Source organism: Nonomuraea antri (assembly GCF_013283785.1).
Classification (GTDB): domain Bacteria; phylum Actinomycetota; class Actinomycetes; order Streptosporangiales; family Streptosporangiaceae; genus Nonomuraea; species Nonomuraea antri.
The window spans coordinates 1-11,663 of the sequence record NZ_JABCPZ010000295.1 but is presented as its reverse complement, the minus strand read 5'-3'; the positions used below and the strand labels follow the sequence as shown (position 1 = coordinate 11,663).

At 73.7% G+C, this 11,663-nt stretch carries 12 protein-coding genes; 6 read left to right on the top strand and 6 right to left on the bottom strand.

The features are described 5' to 3' along the window. On the bottom strand, nucleotides 1-564 hold a 564-nt coding region (locus tag HII36_RS49230), incomplete at its 3' end, for a hypothetical protein (RefSeq protein WP_173530309.1). A gap of 3 nt (nucleotides 565-567) precedes the next feature. Here HII36_RS49230 and HII36_RS49225 point away from each other — a divergent pair. After that, nucleotides 568-936 carry a DoxX family protein gene (locus HII36_RS49225; protein WP_173530308.1) on the top strand — a complete coding sequence of 123 codons (369 nt, stop codon included), beginning with the start codon at nucleotides 568-570 and terminating at the stop codon, nucleotides 934-936. Nucleotides 937-986: 50 nt separating this feature from the next. On the opposite strand, the gene HII36_RS49220 is transcribed toward HII36_RS49225, so the two are convergent. The 4 genes from HII36_RS49220 to HII36_RS49205 are packed head-to-tail and all read right to left on the bottom strand — an operon-like array spanning nucleotide 987 to nucleotide 4,919. Beyond that, a complete protein-coding gene (locus HII36_RS49220) occupies nucleotides 987-1,751 on the bottom strand; it encodes an ABC transporter permease (RefSeq protein WP_173530307.1) in 765 nt (254 codons plus the stop codon). 53 nt (nucleotides 1,752-1,804) lie between these two features. Continuing rightward, on the bottom strand, nucleotides 1,805-2,734 hold the full coding sequence (locus HII36_RS49215; RefSeq protein WP_173530306.1) for an ABC transporter permease: 930 nt from the start codon (nucleotides 2,732-2,734) through the stop codon (nucleotides 1,805-1,807). Next, on the bottom strand, nucleotides 2,731-4,302 hold the full coding sequence (locus tag HII36_RS49210) for an ABC transporter substrate-binding protein (RefSeq protein WP_173530305.1): 1,572 nt from the start codon (nucleotides 4,300-4,302) through the stop codon (nucleotides 2,731-2,733). The genes HII36_RS49215 and HII36_RS49210 overlap by 4 nt, the downstream gene beginning before the upstream one ends. Before the next feature lie 32 nt (nucleotides 4,303-4,334). Further along, on the bottom strand, nucleotides 4,335-4,919 hold the full coding sequence (locus tag HII36_RS49205; protein ID WP_217370927.1) for a dihydrofolate reductase family protein: 585 nt from the start codon (nucleotides 4,917-4,919) through the stop codon (nucleotides 4,335-4,337). Between the two features lie 152 nt (nucleotides 4,920-5,071). Between HII36_RS49205 and HII36_RS49200 the strand changes: the two genes are divergently transcribed. Further along, complete coding sequence (locus HII36_RS49200; protein ID WP_173530304.1) at nucleotides 5,072-5,815, top strand: N-acetyltransferase; 744 nt, start codon at nucleotides 5,072-5,074, stop codon at nucleotides 5,813-5,815. Between the two features lie 249 nt (nucleotides 5,816-6,064). Next, nucleotides 6,065-6,574: a hypothetical protein gene (locus HII36_RS49195; RefSeq protein WP_173530303.1), complete on the top strand. Its 510-nt coding sequence runs from the start codon at nucleotides 6,065-6,067 to the stop codon at nucleotides 6,572-6,574. 490 nt (nucleotides 6,575-7,064) lie between these two features. On the opposite strand, the gene HII36_RS49190 is transcribed toward HII36_RS49195, so the two are convergent. Further along, on the bottom strand, nucleotides 7,065-8,540 hold the full coding sequence (locus tag HII36_RS49190; protein WP_173530302.1) for an aminotransferase class III-fold pyridoxal phosphate-dependent enzyme: 1,476 nt from the start codon (nucleotides 8,538-8,540) through the stop codon (nucleotides 7,065-7,067). Between the two features lie 291 nt (nucleotides 8,541-8,831). Between HII36_RS49190 and HII36_RS49185 the strand changes: the two genes are divergently transcribed. The 3 genes from HII36_RS49185 to HII36_RS49175 all read left to right on the top strand — a co-directional run bounded on the left by HII36_RS49185 (nucleotide 8,832) and on the right by HII36_RS49175 (nucleotide 11,539). After that, nucleotides 8,832-9,740 carry an MDR/zinc-dependent alcohol dehydrogenase-like family protein gene (locus tag HII36_RS49185; RefSeq protein WP_173530301.1) on the top strand — a complete coding sequence of 303 codons (909 nt, stop codon included), beginning with the start codon at nucleotides 8,832-8,834 and terminating at the stop codon, nucleotides 9,738-9,740. Continuing rightward, on the top strand, nucleotides 9,737-10,273 hold the full coding sequence (locus HII36_RS49180) for a flavin reductase family protein (protein WP_328808241.1): 537 nt from the start codon (nucleotides 9,737-9,739) through the stop codon (nucleotides 10,271-10,273). The genes HII36_RS49185 and HII36_RS49180 overlap by 4 nt, the downstream gene beginning before the upstream one ends. Before the next feature lie 513 nt (nucleotides 10,274-10,786). Then, complete coding sequence (locus HII36_RS49175) at nucleotides 10,787-11,539, top strand: streptomycin biosynthesis protein (RefSeq protein WP_236004847.1); 753 nt, start codon at nucleotides 10,787-10,789, stop codon at nucleotides 11,537-11,539. Nucleotides 11,540-11,663 lie beyond the last annotated feature (124 nt).

Below are 11,663 nucleotides of genomic sequence, written 5' to 3'. Positions count from 1 at the left end.
GGCGTCGAGCAGGTGCAGGGCGTGGGCCAGCCGGGGATCGAGGCGCCGGCCGTGGCCGACCAGCGCGTGCAGCTCGCGCAGCGCCGCGTTCAGATCGGGCACGTCGCCCACTCCGGGCGCGGCGTCCAGGTCGCTCGTCAGGCCGAGCGCGTCCAGCAGGCGGCGCTTGGCCGCGCGACCGAGCGGGAGCAGGCCGGGCGGCACGGGCCGGCCCGACAGGTCGAGCGGGAGCGGGCCGGGATGTGCGGGGAGGGCCCACGGGTCGATGAACAGCGCGACGTACCCGCCCGTGACCGCGCTGGTGTGCGGCAGTTGCGGCGGGACGACGAGCGCCGGGGCCGCGACGTGGGCCGGCCGGTGTCCGCCGACCAAACGCACCTCGGCGTACTCCCCGCCCAGCGGAAGGACGATCTTCCAGGCCGGATGCCGGTGCGGGCCGACGGCGGCCCCGTCCGTCTCGCCGAACGCCACGACCGAGCAGGACGAGCCGTCCCCGCCGGCGGCGAACAGCAGCCGGCGATCGTTTCGTTCAAGCCGCCACACGCGCGGCGGGGAGACCATCACGCCATGCACGCTATCGGGGCCGTCGCGCTCGCCGTCTTCCTGGTCGTCGTGGGCATCGCGCACTTCGCGCTGCCCGGGTATTTCCGCACCCTGGTGCCGTCCTGGCTGCCCGGGCCGGGTCTGCTGGTCGCGGTGTCGGGCGCGGCCGAGATCGTCATCGGCGGGCTGATCCTGTTCCCGGCGACCCGGGCCACCGGTGGGTGGGCGGCCGCCGCGCTCATCAGCGGGTACGTGGTGACCTGGCTCGACATCCTGCATACCGCGAGGGCCGGGTCGCCGTCCCTGCTCAGGCGGCGTCCGGCCGCGTTCGCCGCCGTGGTGGTGAACGTCGGGTACGTCGCCTGGGCGCTCTTCGTGGCGACCGGCGGCTGACCACGCCCGATCGCACCCCCGGCAACGTCACGGCACGGACGGGCCCGGGGTCAGGTGGGGTGGAGGTCGCGGCGGGCGTCCGCGATGAGCGCGACCGTCAGCCCTGTCACGGCGAGTGCCAGCGCGGGCACTACCGCCAGGCGCGGCGCCGCCACCAGCAGCGGGGTGGCCTCGCTCACCATGCCGCCCCAGTCGGTCTCCGGCGGCGGCAGGCCGATGCCGAGGAAGCTGAGCGAGGTGACCGCGATCAGCGTCCTGGCGAAGTCCGCGGTGGCGACGGTCGAGACCGGACTGGCCAGGTGCGGGGCGATGGTCCGGCGCAGCAGGTAGCCGGGCGACGCGCCGATGGCCCGCGCGGCCAGCACGTACCCGGACGAGGCCACTCGTCGTGTCGTCGTACGCGCGACCAGGCCGCAGTTCACCCAGCCGAGTGGCGCGAGGGCGACCAGCACGGTGACGTACCCGGGCGAGAGCACCCCGGCCAGCGCGAGCGCCAGCGTGAGTCCGGGGAGTGCGAGCGCGACGGTGGCCGCCGCGCGCAGCAGCCGGTCGGTCAGCCCGCCGGCCAGCCCGGCCACCGCGCCGGACACCGCGCCCACCGCCGTCGTGACGGCCGTGACGGCGAACGCGACCAGCAGGGACGTCCGCCCGGCCGCGGCCGTCCTGGTCAGCAGGTCGCGCCCGAGCTGGTCGGTGCCCAGCCAGTGGCCGGGGTTGGGAGGCAGCAGCACGCGCTCCAGGTCAGGCTGATACGGGTCATGCCCGGACAACACCGGCGTGAGCAGGCAGAACAGCACCACCCCGGCGAACGCCACGACCCCGCCACGACCGCGCGGCCTCGTGGACGCCGCGCCACCGCCACGGCGTCTCATGGGCGGCGGGCGCGCGGGTCGCAGGCCGTCAGCAGCAGCTCGGTGAGTGCCAGGAGCAGCACGGTCGCGACCGCGACCACCACCACGTACCCCTGCACCACGGGCAGATCGCGCTGCCTGATCGCGCTCACCGCGAGCTGCCCCAGCCCCGGCCAGGCGAACAGCGTCTCCACCACCACCGCCCCGGCCAGCAGCTCCGCCAGCATCGTGCCCGCCGCCGTGACGGCGTTCGGCGCGGCGACGCGCAGCGCGTGCACCGCCACCGCGCGCCGCCGGCGCAGCCCCTTGGCGGCGGCGAGCCGGACGAACGGCTGCCGCGCCGCCTCGGCCAGGTCGGCGCGCAGCAGCCGCAGCAGCGTCGCGGCGCCGGCCAGGCCGAGCGTCAGCGCGGGCAGCACCACGGACGCCGGCCCGTCCGCGCCGCCCGTGGGCAGCGCGCGCAGGCCGACCGCCACCACGCTGATCAGCAGGATCCCCACGATGTACGGCGGCACGCCGGTGACCGCCACCGTCACGAACGCGATGGCCCGGCCGCCGAGCCCGCCCGGCCTGACCACGGCCCAGATCGCGGCGGGCACCGCGAGCACGGCCGCGACCAGCGCCGCCGCCCCGGCCAGCCGCAGCGTCGCCGGCACCCGGGCCAGCAGCTCGGCGGCCACCGGCGACCGGTCGACGTAGGAGCGTCCCAGGTCGCCGGAGAGCACGCCGAGCAGCCAGCGCAGGTACCGGGTGAACAACGGCTGGTCGAGTCCGAGCTCGGCGCGCAGCAGCGCGACGCCGGCCGCCGTCGGCTGCACCCCGCCGCGGCGCAGGATCTCCTCGGCCGGGTCTCCGGGTGCCAGCGAGGTCAGCAGGAACACCAGGACGGACAAGGTCAGCAGGGCGAGCAGCAGCTCGGCGGCCCGCCGCAGGAGGAGTGCCGTCACTTCGCCGGCGCCAGCTTGCCCAGGTCGACCACGTACGCCACGTTCTGCGTGACCCCGCCGACCCGGCTGCTCGTCACGACCGCGTTGTCCTGGTACGCCAGCGGGATCATCGGCCGGTCGGCGGCCAGCAGCCGCTGCACCCGGTGATACAACTCGCGGCGGGCGGCCGGGTCGGTCTGCGCCGCGGCCCGGTCGACCAGGTCGTCGAACTCGGCGCTGCGGTAGCCGAGCCGCCGCTCGACGTTCCAGGCCGCGTCCGAGCGCAGGAAGCGGCGGAACAGGTAGTCGGGGTCGCCGTTCGGCACGCTGTACGCGCTGAGGAACAGGTCGTAGTCGCCGGACTCCATCACCGACTTGGTGGCCTCGGCCACGCTCACCCTGGTCGGCAGCCCGGCCTGCTCCAGCGCGGCCCGCAGCACCTCGGCGATGTCGGCGTACGGGAACTGGCCGGTCTCCGCCGAGGAGATCAGGACGGTCACCGGCGCGGCGGGCCGGCCGGCCGCGGCGACCAGCGCGCGAGCCCTGGCCGGGTCGTGCGGCGCGGCGATGCCGGGGGCGGCGAGGTCGCCGAACACCGGTGACAGGAACGCCGCGCCCGGCCTGGCCGTCCCGGCGAGCAGCGTGGCCGCCACCGCCCGCCGGTCGATCGCCAGGTCGGCGGCCTCGCGCAGCCTGGCGTCGGAGAACGGCGCGCGGGCGGCGTTGAACGTCAGGTAGTGGGTCAGCACCGACGGGCCGCGCACCACCCGGAACCCGCGGTCGGCGGCGACCGCGGCGACCTGGCCGGGCAGCAGCGCGCCCTTGTCGATCAGCCCGTCCACCTCGCCGGCGCGCAGCGCCGCCACCCGGGCGTTGGCGTCGGGGATCACCTTGACCACGATCTTCCGGTACGCCGGCGCGGGACCACGGTAACGCGGGTTCGCGGCCAGCACCGCCCGCTGCCCCTTGGCCCACTCCGCCAGCGTGTAGGGGCCGGTGCCCACCGGCGGCCCGGCGAAGTCGCCCGACGCGGCGAACGCGGCCGGCGACTGCACCATGCTGTAGAAGCCGGCCAGCCGGCTCGGCAGGTCCGCCACCGGCCGCCGCAGCAGGAACACCACCTGGTCGCGTTCGGCGCGGACGTCGTCGAGTTCGCCGTAGGCCGCGGCCATGCCCGCGTCGAGGCTGAAGAACGCCGAAGGGCGGGGCGCCAGCCGCAGGAACCGCCGCACGTTGGCGACCACCGACTCGGCGGTCAGCGGCGTGCCGTCGCTGAACGTCACGCCGGGACGCAGCCTGAACGTCCAGCGTCTGCCCTGGTCGGCGGACGTCCAGGAGGCGGCGAGCGCGGGCACGGGACGCAGCCGGTCGTCCACGTCCACCAGGGGCTCCCACACGCGTAACGTCTGGTGCACGTAGTAGGGGTCCTGCGGGCCCGCGACCAGGTCGCGCGGCGCGGCCAGCGTGAGTGCGTCGGCGTCCCGGCTCGCGGGCGCCGCGCCGCCGCAGCTCGCCAGGAGCAGCGCGGCCACCACGACCGCGGCCGCCATGCCGAACCTCGCCTTGCCCGACTTGATAATCATTACCATTTTCGGGAGCGTAGAAAGCGGCACCGAGATCGTCAAGTCCGGATCCGGTAGCGGATGTGCGTGACCTGCGGCGTGTCGACCACCCGGACGATCTCCAGCTCCACCAGTGACGACAACCCGTCGAACAGCCGCCGGCCGCCGCCGAGCAGCACCGGGACCTGGTGGATCTGCACCTCGTCCAGCACCCCGGCCTCGATCGCCCGCTGCGCGGTGTACGCGCCGTGCACCAGCACGTCACGCTCGCCGGCGGCGGCCTTCGCCTGCGCCATCGCGCTCTCGATCCCGTCGGTCACGTACGTCACCAGTGGATAGTTCTCCACCGACGGCCCGGGCGGCCGGTGGCTCGGCACGAAGATCCGCACGCCCCTGCCGTGGTGGTCGCCGCCCCAGTGGTCGACCTGCTCGGCGGTCCGCCGTCCGACGAGGACCGCGCCCGTCGCGTTCAGCTCGTCGATCAGCCCGGCGGACGGCCCGGAGGAGACGTACCGGCCGTCCGGGGCGAGGCCCCACGCGTGCAGCCGGGCGAAGCCGTCGCCGCCCGGGTTGCCGGGTTCGTCGTTCGGGCCGGCGATGTACCCGTCGAGCGACATCGACATGTACAGCACGGAAGCGGACACCACGACCTCCCAAAGGTCTCGCCTGCGCCTGGCAGGCCCGCGAGGCCCCGATTTTCGCCTACCTTCCGGGGTCTGGCCAGGCCGGTGACCGGGCCGGGGCCCGCACTCGGTATCGTCGCCGCGGACGAACGTACGTACGAGAGGCGGCTCCCGTGGCCCTGAGGATCACTTCACTCGCCGAACGCCCCGAGCTCGGGGCGGCGCTGTGGCGGATGGACAACACCTGGGCGCCGTTCATGCTGGAGGACCCGATCTCCGACCTCTACTACGGGGCCGTGACCACCGCCTACGCCGACCACGTGCTGGTGGCCGACGACGACCGGGAGCCGGGGCGGCTGGTGGCGCGGGGCTTCATGGTGCCGTACCGGACGGACAAGGACCCGCTGCCGCTCAACGGCTGGGACGGCGTCGTCAAGGCCGGCTGGCTCACCCGCGAGCGCGGGCACGAGCCCGACCGCGTCTCCGCGCTGGAGATCACCGTGCGCCGCGACCTCCTCGGCACCGGCCTGTCGCCGCTCATGCTGTCCGCCATGCGCGAGCACGCCGCCAAGCTGGGCTTCGCCGAACTCGTCGCACCGGTACGCCCGAGCGCCAAACACCTCGAACCGCGCACCCCCATGTCCGAGTACGCCTTCCGCACCCGGCCCGACGGCCTGCCGGAGGACCCGTGGCTGCGGGTGCACGTACGGGCCGGCGGCCGGATCGTGAAGGTGGCGCCCCGCTCGATGACGGTCGCGGGAACCCTGGCGGAGTGGCGCGGCTGGACCGGCCTGCCCTTCGACCGCACCGGGGACGTGGAGGTGCCGGGCGCGCTGCGTCCGGTGCGGTGCGACGTGGAGCACGATCACGCCGTGTACGTCGAGCCGAACGTGTGGGTGTCGCACCCGCTCGGGTGACCGAGGTGTCCCCGATCGCCGGTTCGCCATGACCGGATTGCCATGATCGGATCGCCATGACCGGTTCGCCGTGATCGGATCGCCATGACCGGTTCGCCGTGATCGGATCGCTTACTCTCGCGGCATGGCCGATTCCCCCGGATCCACCGTCACCGCCCGGGCCCACGTTCACGTCAGTCATCACCAACTGCTGGTCGTCGACCCGGGTACGACCATCCCACCAGCGTCCCCAACGGGCTGACCGCCTCGATGCCGGGCGGCGCGGTGATCCTCACCGGCGTGCACTCCGGCGCGGTCGACGTGACGGTGCGGCTCGTCCCGGCCCCGCCGCCCGCCGACGCGGCCGGCTGGGACGCGGTGGAGGAGGTGGAACTCGTCTCGTTCACCGGCGAGATGCGCCTGGGCGGCCTGATGGGGGACGTTCCGGAGACACTGCCCGCGCTGACGCCACACGGGCCCGGCAGGTACGGCATGCGGGTGCAAGCCCACGGCCGGGACATCGCCCCGACCGCCGTACCCAAGGTGCCGTTCGAGTTCTACCTGGTGACGGTGTGGCCGCTGGAGGTCGGGGCGGTGGCGGTCGCCCGACTCGGGCCCGGGGTGGAGGCGGGAGCCGGGATCGGGGTCGCCGGGGAATCGGGGCTGTCCGACGAGCCTGATTCCGGTGCGGAGCTCCGGCGGTGGGCACGCGAGCACGGACTGCCACAGTCGGAGCGCGGCCGCGCGGCAAACCACCCGCGTGGTGAGCCACCCGCCTGATGGGTCGCCCGCGTGATGGGCCACCCGCGTGATGGGCCACCCGTGTGGCGAGCCGCCCGCCTGATGGGTCGGCCGTGTGGTGAGCCGCCCGCCTGATGGGCCGCCCGCCTGATGGGTCGCCCGTCTGGTGAGCCACCCGCCCACACCCAAGCCGTCGCCGCCCGCCGGGCTCGGTCCGCCAGCCCGAACGCGGGAGAATGGCCGATTCACAAAGGCCGGGCCGTTCCCGGACGGCGCCAATGAGCGCCGATGACAGCGCGCCCGAGGCACGCGGGTCCGTCCGGCGCGGTCCCTCAGGACAGCAGGCGCGGGCTCACTCAGGACGGCAGGCGCGCGGCTCGCTCAGAAGGTCAGGCACGCAGCCGTCCGCCACGGCGACAGGCGCGGCCCCGCCACGGCGACAGGCGGGTGGCCCGTTACGACGGCAGGTGGGCGGTTCCGTCACGACGTCAGGCGGGTGGCCCGTTACGACGGCAGGTGGGCGGTTGTGTCACGACGGCAGGCGGGCGGCGATGCGGGTCAGCGCCCGTCCCACCGCCACAATCCCCTCCTCCAGCTCACCCTCCGTGATCACCAGCGGCGGAAGCAGATGGATCCGGTTGGCGACGGCCAGCGGCCACACCCCTTCGTCCTGGCACGCCGCCAGCACCTCGGCCATCACAGGCGCGAGCGACCCCGGTGCCGCGTACGGCGCCAGCGGCGCCAGCGGCTCGCGCGTGTCACGGTCGCGCACCAACTCGATCGCCCAGGCCAGCCCGACCCCGCGGACCTCGCCCACCAGCCGGTTGCCCGCGGCGAGCTCGGCCAGCAGCGGCCCCGCCAGCTTCCCGCCCAGCCGCGCGGCCCGCTCGACCAGCCCGTCCTCGCGCAGCACCCGCAGCGCGGCCACCGCGGACGCACACGCCAGCGGGTGACCGGCAGAGGTGATCCCGCCCGGATACGCCCGCTCGCCGAAGAACCGCGCGACCGGCGCGGTGAGCGCCACCCCGCCCACCGGCACGTAACCCGAGCTCACGCCCTCGGCGAAGGTCAGCAGATCGGGCCTGAGCCCCCACAGGTCGCCCGCCGTCCAGGCGCCGCACCGGCCGAAGCCCGTCGTCGCCTCGTCCGCGATGAGCAGGATCCCGTGCTCGTCGCACAGCTCGCGGACGCCGGCGAGATAGCCGTCCGGCGGGACGAGCACGCCGTTGCCGCCCACCACCGGCTCCAGGACGATCGCCGCGACGGTGCGAGGACCCTCGCGGTCGAGCAGCCGGCGGACGTGGTGCAGCGCCCGCTCGCACTCCTCGCGTGAGGAGGCGGCGCGGAAGTTCGAGCGGTAGAGGTACGGCCCGGAGAAGCGCACGGTCCGCCCGCCGGACCACACGGTCCGCCCACTGGACCACACGCCCCTTCCACCGGACCACGCGGTCCGCCCGTCGGACGCGCCGGACGTGCCGGACGCGCCGGACGCGCTGGCCGTCCAGCGCCGCAGGTTGCCGGTGACGCCCATCGTGCCGTCATCGGCGCCGTCGTCGGCGTCGTGGTAGGAACCATCGGGGGCGTGGGGGTTGGAGCCGTTGGTGACGTGGGGATAGGAGTCGTTGGTACCGCCGTGGTAGGAGTCGTCGGTGGGGCCGGGGTAGGAGCGGTGTGCGGCCAGGACCGTCGGCCGGCCGGTGACCAGGCGGGCCATTCGCAGCGCATGCTCGACGGCGTCGGCCCCGCCGCCGGTGAACAGGATCGATGTGAAGGACCCAGGCAGGGTGTCGAGGATCAGACGCGCCGCCTCGTCCCGGATCTCACAGCCCCAGGACGGCCCCGACGCGCACATGCGCTCGGCCTGCGCGCGGACCGCCGCCACCACGGCCGGATGCTGGTGCCCCAGAAGCTGGGTGCCCAGCTGGGAGTGCAGGTCCAGCCATCGATGGCCTTCGCCGTCCCAGAACCAACTGCCCGCGCCGCCCGCGACGCGTACCTGACGCACGGAATTCCGCGCCGACCATGGGTGGAGGACCGGTCCGGTCGCGGAACGCTCGGATGCCGCCATGACGACACACACTAACGCCGCCCGCAGGCCCGCCGATTGTTCGCGCCGCACCGCGATTGCGCTGCTTGACGGGTCGCGCGAAGCCCTTGATAGCCTGCGCGAACGACCCAAGAATTCGTTTTTGGGAGTGCTGGGATGGCCGGGGACGAGACATCCGACATCCGCGAGACCATTCTCGCGGCAGAATTTTCAGGAATCGGCGAATTAGCGCTCCCCGCACAATATCCGGTGATCACCGTGCACCGGGGCGAGGCGGAGCTGTTCACCGTCCCGCAGACCGTCGACTGTGACCCGCGCAAATCGCCGCACCTGGACGAGGTGCCGTTACCCGAACTCGCCCCGGACGAGGCGCTGGTCGCGGCGATGACCGGCTCGGTGAACCACAACACGGTGCCGGGCGCTGTTTTCAAGCCGGTGCCCACGTTCGCCTTCCTGTCGCCCCGTGCGCGCAGCTCACCGCCGGCCGCCCGGCACGACCGGCCCTTCCACGTCATCGGCTTCGGCCTGTCCGGCGTGATGCGCAGGACCGGTCCCGGCATGACCTTGTGGCGGCCGGGCGACCGAGTGGTGGCGCACGGCCTGCCGGTCGAGCCCGAATCGCCCGCCAGGCACGGCGACACCCTGCTCGTCTTCCGGGGCGCGGCTGATGGGCTCAACTCCTGCGCCACGCAGCTCGCGCCCGCCGCTGGCGCGACGCCGATCCGCGTCGTCTCGTACGCGACCGCCTCGACCGCCGGATACCTGCACCAGGGCGAGGTCGGCGTGCTGTGCCTGGCGCCAGGGGAATGGCTCGGGCTGGAGGACATCGAGGAGCCGCACCGACGACAGCTGCTGGCGACTAACCGCTTCCGTGCACACGCAACGAACGCGGCCCCCGGCCCAGGTCTGGACCCCGGTCCCGGTCCCGGCCTGGACCCTAGCCCCAGCATCGGTCCCAGCCCCGGCCCCGGCCCTGGCCTCGGCCTCGGTCCCGGTCTCGATCCCGACCCCAGTCACGGTCCCGACCCCAGTCACGGTCCCGGCCTCAGCGTCGGTCCCGGCCTCAGCGTCGGTTCCGATCCTGATCCCGGTCTCGGTCCCGGTCGTGGTCCCGGTCGTGTTCGTGGCCCAGGTGCGGTGGGGGAGTGGGGCGCGTGAGCCTCGTCGTTCCGTCCCGTGGCCTGGCCGGTACGAGCCTGCTGCGCAGGAACTTCGGCACGTTCGCCACCGGCGTGACGGTCATGACCGTCGGGGGCGGTGCGCCGCACGGAATGACCGCCAGCTCCTTCACCTCGGTCTCGCTGCGGCCGCCCCTGGTCCTGGTCTGCGTCGACCGGCACGCCATCATGCACGCCAGGCTGGGCGTCGGCCACTTCGGCGTATCCGTGCTCGCCGCCGGGCAGGAGGCGCTGGCCCGGCACTTCGCCGACCTGTCACGTCCGATGGGGGCGGCCCAGTTCGTCGGCGTCGATCACCGTCCTGGGGCGCTGACCGGGGTTCCGCTCATCGACGGGGCGGTGGCCGGCTTCGAGTGCGAGCTGTGGCGCAGCTACGACGGCGGCGACCACACGATTTTCGTGGGTCGGCTGCTGTCGGCGGAACGTCCGGCGGGCCCCGCCCGCGAGCCGCTGATCTTCTATGACGGAAGATTCGCGGGCCTGTGTGCCGAACCCGGCGAGGGGCGGGCCTGATCGCCGCGTCCGGGTGGGATACCGGACGCCGCCGAGCCTGGGCGGGATACCGGACGTCGCCGTGCGCGTCGGAGCCGTCGCCGAAAAGGCGCCGCGCATTAATATCGGACAGGCATTTCCGACGGGTGGTGAAGTCTCCGGTTGACACCGGCCCGTGATCGTTTATGGTTCAGCACGACCGGCTTTGACGGAGAATTGCGATCTTGGACGGGATCGACTCCTCAGGGGGTGCGCATGCCAGGTGTGATGAACGGTAAGCAAATGCCGAGGGTGTTAACCGGGCCACCGCCCAGAAAAGTGTCGTCGCGGGTCGCCGACCCGCATCCGGTCGATATCGGCCGGCTCTGGTACGGCGATTCCCCGCGAGCCGCGGAAGACGCCGAGCATATCGACAGGCTGGTGGAAACGGAGGCGGAACTCCCGCCGATTCTGGTGCATCGTGCCACGTTGCGCGTGATTGACGGCATACATCGGCTCAAAGCCGCCCGGCGCCGTGGCGACAATAAGATCGCGGTGCTCTATTTCGAGGGAAATGAGGAGGAAGCCTTTGTCCGGGCCGTGCAGGAGAACGTGGCCCACGGCCTGCCGCTGACGCTCGCCGAGCGCAAGGCCGCCGCCGGCCGGATCCTGTGCGCGTACGCCGCGCTGTCCGACCGCACCATCGCCGCCTACACCGGACTGGCGGCCAAGACGGTGGCCAGGCTGCGCGACCGTTCGAGCGCGGATCTTCCGCAGGCGAACAGCCGGGTCGGCGCCGACCGGCGGCTGTATCCGCTGGACGCCTCCGAAGGCAGGCTGCGGGCCGCCCAGGTGATCGCCGAGAGGCCGGAGACTCCGCTCAGAGAGGTCGCCAGGCTGGCGGGCGTATCGCTGGCCACTGCCCACGACGTGCGCAAACGCGTACGCAACGGGGAGGATCCGCTGCCCAGGGGCCGGCCGGGGCGGCGTCAGCGCGAGGTTTCCGCCCCGCCGGGCGGCGACGGCGAGGCGGGCGCGGCGCCGCTGGACTGCGAGGCGGAGATGATGCTGCGGAACCTGCGCAAGGACCCGGCCCTGCGCTACAGCGAGGTCGGACGCGCGCTGCTACGTCTGCTGATCGCCCGCGCGGTGACCCCCGAGGACTTCAGCAGGCTCACCGACGCCGTCCCCGCCCACCAGGCGCAGAGCGTCGCCCAGATCGCCAGGCAGTGCGCCAAGAGCTGGGAGATGTTCGCGCGCAAGCTCGAGAACCGGGGCGCCTGCCCCACCCGCAGACGCTCCGCCTGACCCGCACACGCTCCGGCCGACCCGCTCCGACCGCCCGATCCGCTCCGACCCGCCTCACGCGGCCGACCCGCCCGATCCACTCCGACCCGCCAGATCCGTTCCGACCCGCTCGACCCGGCGGACC